Source organism: Hymenobacter glacialis (assembly GCF_001816165.1).
Classification (GTDB): domain Bacteria; phylum Bacteroidota; class Bacteroidia; order Cytophagales; family Hymenobacteraceae; genus Hymenobacter; species Hymenobacter glacialis.
The window spans coordinates 36,086-50,681 of the sequence record NZ_MDZC01000068.1; the positions used below are offsets into that span (position 1 = coordinate 36,086).

Genomic DNA, 14,596 nt, shown 5'->3' on the forward strand with positions numbered 1-14,596 from the left:
CGAACGAGCTCCAGACCCTCGGAACGCACTTGTTCCCTCCCATTTATCTTTGACTGAATAAACAGCTGAAAAAGTGAGCGAGCCGGCCCTGCGCAAAATCATCCACCTGGACATGGATGCGTTTTATGCCTCTGTAGAGCAGCGCGACAACCCGGAGCTGCGGGGCCGGCCCGTGGCCGTGGGCGGTGCCCGCGAGCGCGGCGTGGTAGCCGCCGCCAGCTACGAGGCCCGGCAGTACGGCGTGCGCTCGGCCATGCCCTCGTCCACGGCTTTGCGCAAGTGCCCGGAGCTGGTGTTCGTGCCGCCCCGGTTTGAGGTGTACAAGGAAGTATCGCGCCAGATTCGGGCCATTTTTGCCGAGTACACGCCGCTCATCGAGCCCGTGTCGCTCGACGAAGCCTACCTCGACGTGACGCACAACCTGAAGGATGTAGCCTCGGCCACCCAGATTGCGCGCGACATCCGGGCCAAAATTCTGGCTGAAACGCACCTCACGGCCTCGGCAGGCATTTCCTACAATAAGTTTCTGGCCAAGCTGGCTTCCGACTACCGCAAGCCCAACGGCCAGTTTGTGGTGCGGCCCGCGCAGGGCCTGGCTTTTGTGGAGGCCCTGGCCGTGGGGCAGTTCCACGGCGTGGGACCGGTCACGGCGGCCAAAATGAACCAGCTGGGCATCTTCACCGGGGCCGATTTGCGGGAGCAGCCCGTGGAGTTCTTGGTGCAGCAGTTTGGCAAAGCCGGCCGCTACTACTTCGCCATTGCCCGCGCCCAGGACCACCGCCCCGTGGTGGCCGACCGCCTGCGCAAGTCCGTGGGCTCCGAAACCACCTTCGCCCAGGACCTGCACGGGTTCCAGGACTTACTGGCGGGCCTGCGGCCTTCTATTGAGGAGGTGTGGGAGTACTGCCAGCGCACCGGTATTTTGGGCCGAACCATTACGGTGAAGGTGAAATATGCTGACTTCCAGCAGATAACCCGGAGCCGCAGCACCGTGGGCGGCATTGCCAGCCTGGCGGTGCTGGAGCGCCTGTGCCGGGAAATTGTCGAAGCCCTGTTTCCGCTGCCCAAAGGCGTGCGGCTGCTGGGCGTGTCCCTCTCCAACCTCAGCAACGGAACCGCCGCCGCCGGCCGTCAGCTTCCGCTGGGCTTGTAGCAAGGCAGCAGCACGTCATGCTGAGCCTGCCGAAGCATCTCTCCCGCGCCTCTTGTCATGCCTAATCTGGCGTACCGAAGGAAGCATCTTTTCACCGGTGAACGACTCTTTTCCTGGGACAAGGTTCTTCGCTGGGCTCAGGATGACAAGAGGCGTGGGAGAGATGCTTCGACCAGTTCAGCATGACGGGCTGATATGTTCTGGCGACTTTTTAGACAGCTTTAATATATTACGAGTGGTATAGCTACTTTTCGCAACCTTATTGGTGCCTTTTGGACTTTATACCAGTACTTGGTGCGATTGTGGCATATCAGTTGCCACCTTTGGCGCAACAAGTGCCTCCTGCCAGGGCATAGCCAGTTACCGGCGCTCGTTCATTATTCTTACTTCCTGAATCCTTTCTCGCATGCAAGTACCCCGTTTTAAGCTAGGATTGTACGCTACGGCGGCCCTGTTGGGGCTGGCTTCCTACTCCGTGTACCAGGGCACGCCCCCGCGCGACCAGGTGGTGCTGGGTACCATGCTGCAGGGCCTGAGCGTGGCCCACTTCCAGCCCGAAAAGCTGGACGACCAGTTTTCGCAGCGCGTGTTCGACCTCTACCTCAAGCGGGTAGACGTGAACAAGCAGCTGTTGCTGGCGCCCGAAGTAGCGCAGCTGCGCCGCTTCCAAACCAAGATAGACGACCAGCTGAAGGGCGGCACCCACGAATTCCTGGACGTGACCAGTCAGATACTGGCCAAGCGCACCCTCGAAATTCAGGTGCTCTACCGCCAGCTTCTGGCCCAGCCCTTCGACTTCACGGTGCAGGAAACCTGGGAAACCGACCCCACCAAGGCCGTATTCGCGGCCACGCCCGCCGCTCAGCGCGAGCAGTGGCGCAAGCTGCTCAAATACCAGACCCTAGCCCAGCTCTCGGAGCTGATGGACGAGGAGGCGCGCAAGAAAGACAAGCCGCTGGCCGCCGCCAAAGTGGGCGCGGCGGCCTCCACCACCATGGAGCGCCCGCGCACGCCGGTGGAGTTGGAAGCTGCCGCCCGCAAGCGCGTGCTGAAGTACTACGACGAGTCGTTTGCCGACCAGCTGCAGAACGATGCCGATGACCGGCTGGCCGAGTTCGCCAACGTCATTGCCAATACCTACGACCCCCACACCGAGTACTTTGCGCCCATCGTGCGCGACAACTTCGACATTGCCATGTCGGGCCGGCTGGAGGGTACCGGCGCCCAGCTGCAGGAAGACGAAGGCAAGCTGAAGGTGACGGACATCGTGGCCGGTTCGGCCTCGTTCCGGCAGGGCGAGCTGAAAGTGGGCGACCTCATCCTGCGCGTGGCCCAGGGCGGCGCCGAGCCGGTGAGCGTGGAAGGCATGCGGTTCGAGAAGGCCGTGAAGCTCATTCGCGGGCCCAAGGGCACCGAAGTGCGCCTGACGGTGCGCAAGCCCGACGGCGCCACGGTGGTCATTCCCATCATTCGCGACGTGGTGGTGATTGAGGAGACCTACGCCCAGTCGGCCATCATCAAGCGCGACGGCCGCAACTACGGCTACATTCACCTGCCCGGCTTCTACGCCGATTTTGGCCGCAAGGGCGGCCGCAGCAGCGCCACCGACGTGAAAGCCGAGCTGGCCAAGCTGAGCAAGGAAAACGTGGCCGGCGTGGTCCTGGACCTGCGCTACAACGGCGGCGGCTCGCTGCAGGACGCCGTGGAAATGGGCGGCCTCTTCGTGCCCACCGGCCCCATGGTGCAGGTGAAAGACAACCGCAACCCCGCCGAGGCCCTGAGCGACACCGACCCGCAGGTGCAGTACGGCGGCCCGCTGGTGGTGCTCGTGAACAAGTACAGCGCCTCGGCCTCCGAGATTCTGGCCGCGGCCATGCAGGACTACAAGCGCGGTGTGGTGATGGGCAGCACCACCTACGGCAAAGGCACCGTGCAGCAGGTGTTCGACCTCGACCGGGCAGTGTCGCCGGACCTGCAGGGCCTCAAGCCCCTGGGCTCGCTCAAGCTCACGCTGCAGAAATTCTACCGCGTGAACGGCGGCTCCACCCAGTTTAAAGGCGTGGTGCCCGATATCATGCTGCCCGATGCTCTCACGTCCTTCGCGAAAGGCGAGCAGGAAGCTGAGTACGCCCTGAAATGGGACGAAATTGCGCCCGCCAAGTACCAGCCCACCAACACGGTGGCGTCGGTGGAGCAGCTGCGAGCCGCCAGCGCGGCCCGCGTGGCCGCCAGCCCCGGCTTCCGCCTCATCACGGAAGCGGCCGACCGGGCCACCATCCGCCGCAAGCAAACCACGCTGTCGCTGAACCTGGCCGCCTACCGCGCCACCCAGCAGCAGGCCCGCGACGCCAACAAGCAGCAAACCGCCGCCCAAAACGCGCTGCCATCGCTGGACGTGGCCACCCTCACGGCCGATGCCCGCCCGGCTCCCGCCGACTCGGCCGTGGCCAAGCGCGCCGCCCGCTTCCTGAAGCCCCTGCGCAAAGACGCCGCCCTGGCCGAAGCCGTAGCCGTGCTCAACGATGGGCTGAAGTAACGAGAAATTGCAACCGCAAAACGCTGCCGCTGAGAAGCGACAGGGGCGTTTTGCTTGGTAGACAGGGCCGTTGTTTACTTCACTTCCACGGTGAAGGTGCTCTTAGTTTCGTAGATGTCTTGTTGGATATGGATGCCTGGCTCGAAAAAATACGCTTTGGTATGCTGGGCGAACAAGTCGAAGTTGTTGGCCTTGCCGCCATTGATGACGTAAAACGATTCGTCCAGCACGGCCTTTTGTTCGCGGCCCTCGGCGTCGGGCGGTAAAGCAACGAAAGGAGTAAATCGCCCAAGGCCCCGAGTACCTTCAACCGGAACCATGATGAGAGAAATGGCAGTGACCCCGGTCTGGGTGGGAATTAGGCCGATGCGGGCTCGATAGCGGGCTCCGTTATATTCCGGTTCGAAACTGGCACTGATGGAGCCTTTGACAGCGGCGCGACCAATCTTCTCTACAATTCGAAAAGATGGAGCAATGCTAGCAGGTTCCTGGCCCACTCCGACAAGCCTCCTGAAAAGTATGGCAGACCGTAAGGCCACGTCCTGCGGCCGAACCCGAAAGCGGCGTCCGCTGTGGCGGTCCAACAGCGAGTCGGAGCAGTTCATTTCCAACCATAGTGTATCTCCGCGCTGCATGGTGCGGGCGGTGGGGGTGATGGTGACCTCCGGCAGGAAGCCTACCGGCACGGCCACGGGGCCTTTTTCTTTCTCGCAGCCGAGGAAGGAGAGCAACAACGAGGAGGCAAACAACAGACGCATGGTAGCAAATAGAAGTACGGGGCGGAAGATAGGCAAAAAGGCGCCGTTCGAGTGAACGGCGCCTTTTCAAAGCTATGGGTGGTACAGGCGGCTTACTCCACTTCCACGGTGAAGGTGCTTTGCTGCTCGTATTTATTCCTTTACTCCACGGTACCGGGTTCGAATGCTAAGGCACAGGGGTAACGCGCTGAATCACGACAGGTACCGAGGAATCAGCACAGTGTCCCTGCTGCTCCCTTGCCGCTTCCGTACATTCGCCACATGTCCGCTTCTGTCGTTGCTCCTGTGCCTTTTCCCGACGACCTCCGCGGCCAGTTCATCCCTGATGAGCTGCTGGTGGGCCTGTTCGAAACTTCGCTCACAGGCTTCGTGCTCTACCTGCCCATCAGGGGCGGTGATGGCACCATTGTGGACTTTGGGCTTGGCCTGCTGAACGCGGCCGCTCAGCAGCTGCTGAGTTTGCCAGCGCGCCCTACTCAAACGTACCGGCAGCTGTATCCGGACACGAGCCAAAACGGTGTTTTTGAGTTCTATCGATGCGTTTTTGAGTCCGGCGTGCCGGCGCAGTATAAATTTAACTACCAGCACCACGGGCTGGATACCTACTTCCAGCTATCGGCACGGCGTGTGGGGGAGGGACTGGTGGTGAGCCTTGCGGACATGGCGAGCGAAGAACGCACGGCGATGGCCACAGCCCGGCAGAAGCTGGCCCATAGCGAAGCCCGCGCCTCATCAATCAACGCCGAGCTGGCCACTGCCAACGAAGAGCTGGCCGTGGCCAACGAGGAGCTGCAAGCGGCCAACGAGGAGATTCGAGCCACCAACGACACCCTCTTCCTGGCGCAGGTAGTGTTACAGGACTTCAACCAGGAGCTGGAGGCCCGGGTAGCCGACCGCACCGCCCGGCTGCAGGCCGCCCAAAGCGAAGCCGAGCGGGAGCGGATGCGGCTGGACCGGTTTTTCCGGCAAGTGCCCGCCGCCATCTGCATTCTGGACGGTCCCAATCTGGTGTTTGAATTGGTGAATCCAGCTTATCAGGCCCTGTTTCCGGGGCGGCGGCTGGAGGGGCGGCCCCTGCTGCAGGCGCTGCCCGAACTAACCAATCACGCGGTGTGGCAGAGCCTGCAGCGGGTGTACCAAACCGGTGAGAGCAGTGCAGAAAGCAGCATACTGGTTCCGGTAGCCCGGTACGAGGGCCAGCCGCTGGAACACCTGTACTTCGACTACGTGCAGCAGGCGCGCTACAACGAGCACGGGCAAGTTGATGGCGTCCTGGTGTTTGCCTTCGAAGTAACGGAGCAGGTGCTGGCGAAGCAGCGCAACGACGCCCTGCAGGTGCAGGCGCTGGCGGCGGCCCAGCAGCTGGTGCGCCAGCGCGAAACCCTGTACCAGGTATTTGAGCAAACCCCGGCCAGCGTGGCCATCCTGCGTGGCCCCGACCACCGGGTTGAGTACCTTAACCCCGGCTACCAGGCCCTGTTGCAAGGGCGCGAGCTGCTGGGCAAGCCCCTGGCTGAGGTCCTGCCCGAAACCGAGGAGCTCGGGTTCGTTGCCCTGCTCGACCAGGTGTACCGTACCGGTGAGCCCTTTGTGGGGGTTGAGATGCCCTTTCAGCCGCGCGATGCCACGGGCGCCCGGTTGCCCGAGGCCTACTACACCTTCACCTACCAGGCCCATCGCGAAAACGGCGTGACCGTAGGCGTGTCCTCCTTTGCCTTTAATGTGACGGAGCAGGTACTGGCCCGCCAGCAGACCGCCGCTCTTCAGAAGGAGGTGCAGCACCGCGACGTGCAGCTGCAGGACCTGTTTGAGCAGGCGCCGGTGGCCATTGCCGTGCTGCGCGGGCCGGAGCTGGTAGTGGAGCTGGCCAATAGCGTGGTCTGCGCGCTGTGGGGCCACACCCGCGACGAGGTGCTGGGCAAGCCGCTGCTCGATGCCATGCCCGAGCTGCGCGGCCAGGGTTTCGAGACACTGCTTGAACGCGTAATGGCCACGGGCGTGCCCTACGTGGCGCAGGAGAAACCCGCGCAGCTGCCACGCAACGGCGAATTTAAAACCGTGTTCCTGAACTTTGTGTACCAGCCCCTGCGCGATGCCCAGGGCCGGATTACGGGGATAGCGGCCGTGGCCACCGACGTGAGCGAGCAAGTAGCCGCCCGCCAGCGTCTGGCCCTGGCCAACGCCGAGCTGCAGGCCGCCAACGAAGCCGTGAGCGTGCGCAACAACGAGCTGGCCAGTACCAACCAGCAGCTGCTGCGCACCAACCAGGACCTCGACAATTTTGTGTACGCGGCTTCCCACGACCTCAAGCAGCCGGTCAACAACCTGGCGGGGCTGTTCCAAGAGGTACGTTTGGTCACCGCCTTCACCGACCCCGAAGAAGAAGCCACCCTGCTGCCGATGGTGGACGAAGCCCTGCGCCAGCTCTCCGGCACCATCGATGACCTGGCCACCGTGGGCCAGGTGCAGCGCCTGCCCGAGCTGCCCGCCGAAACGGTGGCGCTGGAAGAAATAACCCAGGAACTGCTGCAAACCCTGCAGCCGCAGGTGCAGGCCGCCCGCGCCCGCGTTACCACCGATTTTTCGTCCCGGCCTACCATCACCTACGCCCGCGCCAGCCTGCGCACCATTCTGCTCAACCTGCTCAGCAATTCGCTGAAGTATGCCGACCCCAGCCGGCCCTGCCGCGTGCACCTCTCGGTGTGGGTGCAGGAAGGTCGCCCCGTGCTGCTTGTGGAAGACAACGGCCTGGGCTTCGACGTGCAGCGGCACCGCGGCGAGCTGTTTCACCTCTTCCGCCGCTTCCACGACCACACCGAGGGCACGGGCGTCGGACTTTAACTTGTCAACCGCATTGTGCAGAGCAACGGCGGCCGCGTGGAGGTAGAAAGCGAGATAGGGGAGGGCACCACGTTCCGGGTGTTCCTGTAGCGCCCTGCGGCACCTGGTGCCCGGTGCCACTAAAGTTATTTTCCGGGCGCTGGCGTAATGCGAAAGGGCTTACCGCACCAGGCGCATGGTAGTGTCCAGCCGCTCCGTGCGCAGCAGGGCGCGGTACTGCTGGCGCAGGATGTCCTGGGCCTGGCGCTGCTCGCCCTTTTGGAAGAACCGCACCTTGTACTTATCGCCGGGCGCGTCGCGGCGCAGGTTGATGTAGGTAAGCTTGCGGTTGGCGTTGCGCTTGGGCTCGCCTTCCTGAATGCGCTCCACGCGCTTGCTGTTGTTGCCAAACAGGGCCTGCAGGGGTTTCAGGCCCACGTACAGATTGCTGCGACCGGTCAGGCCGTAGCGGCCGCTCACTTCCAGGCTGCTGATGTTGCTGTTCAGGCGCAAACTGGGAATGAGCAGCTGGCCATCGGCGAGAATGAACTGGCTGCTCACGGGCTCGAAGTACAAATGGCTGCTGCGCTCGGCTTTGATAAACTTCAGGGCCTCCATCAATACTTCCACGTTCAGCAGCTCCAGGTCGCGAAAATCGGTTTTGAGGTAGCCCACGGTGGTCTGCAGGTCGGGCAGGAACGTAGGGCCCAGGTTGGTGCGCAGGTCCACCACGCCGCGCAGGCTCCCGCGAATGTTGTCGCCGCCCAGCACGTTCAGGCCCATGGCGTTGGCAGTGGCAAAAAGCGGCGAAAGCTGCAGGTCCTCCAGCTGCACCTGCGCCTGGGCGGGGTGGTGCGCCCGGTCGGTGGTGGTGAGCATTTGCCCCCGCAGACTGATGCGGCCCTCAAACGCATCAAACGTGCAGTTGTCGAGCTGGGCCTCGCCCTCCAGCAGGCGCGACACCAGCCGGAACCGCGTGCCCCGAATGGCGGCGTAGCGCACCTCGTCGGCCTCCACCCGCAGCACCGCGCTCAGCACCCCGTTTGCCACCATGGAGGCGTTGGGCTGCGTTTCCTTGCGGATGGCGCGCCGGGCGGCCCGAGCCTGGGTGCGGGCCGTGGGGGCCGCGCTGGCGGGGGTGGTCAGGCTGGCCACCAGGGCCAGCAGGCGCGGTACGTCCAGAGTGCCGTAGCGCAGGGTCACGTCGGCATCGGCGGCCACAAAGCGCATGTCTTCTACCTGCACCGTGGCGGTGGCCTCGCCCCGGCCGCCTTCGGGGGTGCGGAAGCGCAGGAAGGGCAGTTGCAGGAGCTCCCCGGACTTTTCCAGGCGCATTTGCACGTCGCGCAGGCTCTGGTCGTTGGGCAGCTGCACGTAGGCGATGTCGACGTTTATACGGCCGTTGGCGGCCAGCAGCAGGTCCCGCAGGGCGGGCAGGGCCGCGCCTTTGGCTTTGCTTTTGGCGGGAACTGCCGGCGCGTCGGGCTTGCGGAGGTGGGCCACAAACTGCTCGTAGTCGAGCGCGGCGAAGCGAATGCCCAGCTGGTACTGCACCGGCGCCACGCGGTTGTCGGGGTCGGTGGGCCATTCTACCTGGCCCTGCACGCGGCCGCCCCACACGCGCCCGGCCAGGTTGCGCAGCTGCACGCGCTGCCCGTCGTGGCGCACGGTCACGGCCAGGTCGGTGAGCGTGTCGGTGGCCAGCAGCAGCGCTGGCAGCGCAGGTCCACGTTCAGCAGCAGGCCCGGCGGAATGAGCTCGCTACCCAGGGTGGCGGCCAGCTGGGCGCGGTCGGCGCGGTCGCGGGCCGGTTTGGGCAGGCTCCCCGGCGAAAACCCCGGCCCCACCGTACGCGGCAGGGGCCGCAGCAGGGTGCGCAGCCGGCCCAGCCGCAGCTCATCCACCGAGAAAGTGCCGCGGATGCTGGCCGTGGGGTGCTGGTCGTTGAGGTAGTCGTAGAGGTAGGTGGTGGTGGCCGAGGCCCGAAACCGCATGCCGTTGAGCACGCCGGCCGCATTGGAGAGGCGCCAGAGGCTGTCGCGCAGGCCAATCTGCACGTTGAGCTGCGTCAGCTCGGCCTCGCGCCGGGGCAGGCCCAGGGCCGCGCCGCGCAGGGCCAGCGTGCCGCGCAGCGACAGCCCTCTTTGCGGTGGTCCCGGGTAGGGCCGGCCGGCGCGCGGGCAGCAGGCCCCGCACCCGCACGTCGAGGTCGGCAATGCCGGCGCGGGCTCGTAGTTGCCCGGGGGCCAGCACGGCGGCCAGTCCCGGCAGCTCGGTGCGCCCCCGAAAATGGCCGTTCACGTACGGACGCTTGAAATCCCGCATGGTCAGGGCCACGTCCAGCTTGCCCACGGGCGAGTAGATGCGGCAGCGCTGCAGGGTAAGCACCGTCGATTTGAGGTTGTGGGCCGGGCCATTATCGTAAGTGCCCTGCAGGTCCCAGCGGTTGATGCGGCGCGCGGGTTCGGGCCAGCGCAGGCTGGCGTTGCGCAGCCGGAACGTGAGCACGTTGCGGGGCGTCACGGTGGGCCCGCTCAGCCCCGTGATGGTGTAGTGAATGTGGGCCTTGCTGGGGCTGGTGGCACCCACCAGGTAGGATTCGAGGCGGGGCGGCAGGGCGGCGCGCAGCACCTCCGTCAGGGGCTGGTTGCCTATGAATTTCAGCTGGAGCCAAGTGCCCACGGGCTGGTTGGGGTCCACGGTGTGGGTGCCGGTCACCCGAATGGTGTCGCCGTTGAGGGTGGCGCGCGTCTGGTAGAGCAGGCCCTGGCGGTTCTCAAATTTGTACTTGTAATGCACCCAGGCCTGCACCGGCTCGCGTTCAAACATGGTGCCGAAGCGGGTGCGCAGGTAGCTCAATTGCCCATCAAGGGAGCCCGCTACGCGCAGCACGCCGCCCCGCAGCCGGGCCCTGAGCCGCGCTTGCCGCACCCGCACCCCAAAGGCACTGCGCGAGTAGCCGTTGTGCGAGCTAAACCGAAAGTTGTTGACCACCAGCTCCTGCAAATCCAGGTTGAGGGTGGGCGGGGAGCCCGTGCCCTTGCGGCGCTTGCCACGCAGGCCCCAGGAGCGCCCCAGCGAGTCCACCCGTTCGCGGAAATCCACGTCCGATATCACCAGGCGGGTAACCTGGATGGTGCCGCGCAGCAGGCTGGCCAGCTCCAGGCGCATATCGGCCCGCTGCAGGCGCAGCACCGGCACCCGCCGCCGGTGCGAGGTGTCGGTCAGGCTGATGTGGTGCAGCGAGGCCGTGAGGTGCGGGAAGTCGCGCCAGGGCGAAAAATCAACTTCAAACGGCCCCAGCACCAGCTCCGAATTGGCCGTGAGGCCTTGCCGCACTTCCTGCGCAATGCGCCGCCGCCCGTATTCCGTGCCGAAAAGCCACACGGCCACCACCGCCCCCGCCACGCCCAGCAGCAGCAGCCCAGCCAGTAGCCGACGGATAGGAAATGACGTCATGAAGCGAAAAGGGGTAGAAAGGAGCCGCGTAGTCGTGCGAAGCGTGGTGAAGGTATCGCCGCTTACGCGAATGGACGCTGCTCAACCACAACCATAGCGTTTAGATTCTAACCGATTAGGCGTCACGCTGAGCGTTGTCGAAGCATGACGGCCTAATCGGTTAGAATTAGAGTCCTTTAACGCAACAGCCCCGAGCACTGCTGCCCGGGGCTGTTTCACGTTATTACATGCTTTCTTGCCGCTAACGGCTGCCTGTAGCCCCTGCAGGGCTGGTCTTTAGCTGGCCCAGCAGCTCCTTCACGGCAGTATCCAGCTGCACGTCGCGGCCGGTGTAGCTCTCGCCCATGGGTCGGGTCACGGCCACGTCCACGGGGCGGGGGTTCATCTCCATCACCTTGCCGTCGCGCGCGGCCCGGATGGTGCTGCCCGGCAGGCGCAGGCTGGAACCATCGAGCAGCGTGGCGCCGCCGGTGAAGATAATCCAGCCGCCAGTGGGCTCGCCCACTATTTTGCCCAGCTTCTCGGCCCGGTAGCCTTCGCTGAAGTCCTCGGCGTCGGACAGGGAGTGCTGGTTGGTGACGAGCACCGTGGGCAGCTCCAGGGCACGCTGGCCCAGGGCGGTGCGCGCCGGCATGGGGGTGGGCTGGCTGCGGTTGCTCATGGTGAGGTAGCTGCGGCGCGCCAGCACGTCAATGGCGTACACGTTCACGAAGCCGCCGTTGTTGTTGCGCACGTCCACCACCACGCCTTCGCGGCCCATGTTTTCGGCGTCAAGGTCCAGGTAGAGCTGCGCCAGCGCGCCGGCCGACATGTCAAACATGTGCACGTAGCCCAGGCGGCCGCCGCTGGCTTTGGCCACGTAGGCGCGGCGCTCCTCCACCCACTGCCGGTAGTCGAGGGCTTTTTCGGTTTCACGGCTGATGGGGCGCACCACCACGTCACGCTCGGTGGCGGCGGGGGCGGCCTTGCTTTTGCGCTTGCCGGTGGCCGGGGCTGTGGCCGCGCCGCTGCCCACACGCAGGGTCACGCGGCGGCCCACCTGGTACTGCAGCAGCTCGTCGAGGTTGGTGCTGGGGGTAAGAGCCGTGCCGTTCACGGCCAGCAGCACGTCGCCGGGGCGAATGCCGGCCAGCGCGGCGGCGCTCAGCGGCAGCACGGTGCTCACCCGCAGGCGGCCGTTCTGCTCGTATTCGGGCGCCTCAAAACGCAGGCCGAGGCGGCCCGTGGCGGGTGGCACCGTGCCGCCCGCGGCGGGGGCGGGGTTGTGGCCGGAGTGCGAGGCGTTGAGCTCGCCTATCATCAGGTTGGTGAGGCGGCGGGCTTCGTCCACGGTGCGGGCCCCGGCAATGAGGGGCGCGTACACTTCGCGCTGCGCCGGCCAGTTCACCCCGTTGAAAGTGGAGTCGTTGAAGAAGTCGCGCATAAGGGTCCAGGCCTGGTCAAACACCACCATTTTCTCCTTCTCAAAGTCCACGTCCATCTCGGCGCTCACGGCCACGCTGCGCGGGGTGCCCTTGCCGGTTTCCACGGGCACTACTTTGATGGTGCCCTGGTCGAGGTAAAACACCTCCTTGCTGTTGGGCGAAAACTGCGCGTCGCGTTTGGCGCCGGTGGTGGACGTGAGCTGGCGCACCACGGCCGGCTCCTTGCTCAGCTCATCGAGCGGGTACACGTACAGGTTCGATTGATTGGCCGAAAAAGCGGTTAGCAGCAGCCACTTGCCATCGGGGCTGATGCTGTGCGAACCCACGTTCACGCCCACGGGCAGCAAGCTCAGCCGGCGGCGAATGTCCTCAAAATCAACCTTCACCGGCGGCTTGGGGGCTTTGGCACCCGCCACGCCTTTTCTCGTGCCAATGGAGTCGGTGGGCCCGCCCGGCAGCACCACGGGGCGATTCGTAGCGGACCTGGTGGAGGGCGCCGGGGTTCGGCCGGGCGCGCTGGGGGCCGGGGCTGGCTGTTCCCTGAACAAGTCCCGGAACTGGTCCTCGCGAAAGCGGGGCGTGCGAGGCAACAAATCGACGCGGGCCACCTGGGCGTCTTCGGTGCGCTGGCCGGTGTCGAACAGCAGGTACTTGCCGTCGGGGCTCCACGACACGGAATTGGAGTTGGTGTTGGCCACAAAGCTCACGGCGCGGGCCGCGCCGCCCGCCGCCGGCACCACCGAGGCATTGGTGAAGCCGCGTCCGCCCCGGGGCATGAAGGCCAGCCACTTGCCATCGGGCGACCACACCACGTTCCGCTCGGGGCTGGAGGGCGGGCGGCCGAAGATGCCGCGGGCCAATACTTTATCCTTACTAGTGGCCACGTCCAGCACCCGCAGCTCACGGGCGTCGCGCTGGAAGGCCAGCAACTTACCATCGGGCGAGAAGGCGGGCGCGGCGTCGTTGAGGGTGCTGTTGGTCAGGCGGGTTTCCTTGCCGGTGCCAAAGGCGTAGCTGTAGAGGTGTCCCGGGCCATCGCGCTCCGATACGTACACCAGCCGGCGGCTATCGGGTGCCCAAGCCAGGCCCGATTCGGCGGCCGGCGTCTGCGAAATGCGGGTGGCCTCGCCACCATCGGCCGCCGAGGCGGCAAACACTTCGCCGTGCACCACAAAGGCTACTTTGGTGCCATCAGGCGATAGGGCCAGCTCTTGCAGGCGGTCCGTAAACCGCAGGCGTTCCACGGCCGGCCCGGCGGGCACGCCCCGGCGCTGCACCGCTACTTCGCGCACCTGGCCGTTGTCGGTGTCCATGGTCCACAGCTTGAAGTTTCGCTCGAAGGCAATGAGCTTGCCGTCGTAGGAAATGCTGGGCCAGAGCACGCGCCCGTCCTTGAAGGAGGTGACGGGCCGGGCGGCGGTTTTGTCGCCGTTCAAACCCAGCACCCAGATATTCTCGGGCCCGGCCTGGTCCGACACGTAGAACAGGCGCTGGCCGCCCGCGCCCCACATGGGCCACAACGCCTTGCCGCCGCCCGTGGTCAGGGCCTCGTAGGTGGGTGCGCCGCCGGCGCCTTCGCGCCGCAGGGTGATTTCCGACTCGTCGAGGTGGCTGTGGCCGTGGCGCCACCACTGGTTGTTGGCAATGCCGCGGGCGCTGAAGGCCAGCAGTTTGCCGTCGGGGCTGGGCGCGGCGAAGAATTCGTTGGCGTAGCGGTCGGCGCTCACCGGGGTGGGCGTGCCCCCGGTGGCTGGCACCCGGTAGATGTCGTTCATGCCGGCGATGTCGCGGCTGGTTGAGGAGAAGTAGAGCCATTTGCCATCGGCCGACCAGTTGTCGAGCTGGTCGGGGGCATCGTCGAAGGTCACGCGGCGCAACTCGCCGGTTTCCAGGGCCAGCACGTACACGTCGCCGTTGCCGGTGCGCGTGGAAATGAAGGCCAGCGAACGGCCATCGGGCGAGTACAGCGGCCGGCTTTCGGTGGCCGGGTGCGACACCAGCAAACGGGCTTCGCCACCCGCCACCGGACTGGTCCAGATGTCGCCGCCCGACACAAAAGCCAGCTCCATGCGGTTGGGCGACACGGCCGGCTCCGAGAAGTACGGCACCGGCGTCGGGGCCGCCTGCGCACCTTGCGCCAGCAGGAAAGCAGTGAGGAAGGGCAGCGCGCGTGCTGCTCGCGCCGGCCGCAGCCAGCGGCTAACGGGCTTTTGGTGAGGGAGTAAAAATGCCATCAGAAAGACGTTGCTAATTGAAGAGGTAATAGTACAAGCATTTATCGACATGCCATTCGCCCGCTGAGAAAACACAAGGCCAGCAGGGGAGTAGCGCGAAGCAGTGCTGCGCGCCCTGGCGCCGTGCGGGTGTGCTTCGCGTTGGCCATAGGGTTACTACCATAAGCACCTGTCATGCTGAGCGCAGCGAAGCATCCTCTCACCGCTGAACA

Annotated in this window: 8 protein-coding genes; 3 read left to right on the top strand and 5 right to left on the bottom strand. The window is 65.2% G+C overall.

The genetic code is table 11. From position 1 onward, the window contains the following. Positions 1–73 precede the first annotated feature (73 nt). Positions 74–1,153 (top strand): DNA polymerase IV, encoded by a 1,080-nt coding sequence (gene dinB, locus BEN48_RS10530; RefSeq protein ID WP_070734653.1) that lies wholly within the window; start codon positions 74–76, stop codon positions 1,151–1,153. Between the two features lie 406 nt (positions 1,154–1,559). Next, entirely contained in the window at positions 1,560–3,689 is a 2,130-nt protein-coding gene (locus BEN48_RS10535) for a carboxy terminal-processing peptidase (RefSeq protein ID WP_070734655.1), read from the top strand. Between the two features lie 74 nt (positions 3,690–3,763). Here BEN48_RS10535 and BEN48_RS10540 read toward each other — a convergent pair whose 3' ends face one another. Further along, on the bottom strand, positions 3,764–4,447 hold the full coding sequence (locus tag BEN48_RS10540) for a hypothetical protein (RefSeq protein WP_125932588.1): 684 nt from the start codon (positions 4,445–4,447) through the stop codon (positions 3,764–3,766). A gap of 261 nt (positions 4,448–4,708) precedes the next feature. Between BEN48_RS10540 and BEN48_RS10545 the strand changes: the two genes are divergently transcribed. Beyond that, positions 4,709–7,288 (top strand): PAS domain-containing protein, encoded by a 2,580-nt coding sequence (locus BEN48_RS10545; RefSeq protein ID WP_083320968.1) that lies wholly within the window; start codon positions 4,709–4,711, stop codon positions 7,286–7,288. A gap of 159 nt (positions 7,289–7,447) precedes the next feature. On the opposite strand, the gene BEN48_RS10550 is transcribed toward BEN48_RS10545, so the two are convergent. The 4 genes from BEN48_RS10550 to BEN48_RS10565 all read right to left on the bottom strand — a co-directional run bounded on the left by BEN48_RS10550 (position 7,448) and on the right by BEN48_RS10565 (position 14,384). Next, complete coding sequence (locus tag BEN48_RS10550) at positions 7,448–8,941, bottom strand: AsmA-like C-terminal region-containing protein (RefSeq protein WP_070734660.1); 1,494 nt, start codon at positions 8,939–8,941, stop codon at positions 7,448–7,450. After that, the gene (locus tag BEN48_RS18915) at positions 8,938–9,261 is read right to left on the bottom strand and encodes a hypothetical protein (protein ID WP_141764583.1); all 324 of its coding nucleotides are present in this window, start codon (positions 9,259–9,261) and stop codon (positions 8,938–8,940) included. The genes BEN48_RS10550 and BEN48_RS18915 overlap by 4 nt, the downstream gene beginning before the upstream one ends. Beyond that, the gene (locus tag BEN48_RS10560; RefSeq protein WP_070734665.1) at positions 9,164–10,726 is read right to left on the bottom strand and encodes an AsmA family protein; all 1,563 of its coding nucleotides are present in this window, start codon (positions 10,724–10,726) and stop codon (positions 9,164–9,166) included. Before BEN48_RS10560 ends, BEN48_RS18915 begins: the two co-directional genes overlap by 98 nt. Before the next feature lie 241 nt (positions 10,727–10,967). Then, positions 10,968–14,384 carry a S41 family peptidase gene (locus BEN48_RS10565; protein WP_083320969.1) on the bottom strand — a complete coding sequence of 1,139 codons (3,417 nt, stop codon included), beginning with the start codon at positions 14,382–14,384 and terminating at the stop codon, positions 10,968–10,970. Between the last annotated feature and the right edge of the window lie 212 nt (positions 14,385–14,596).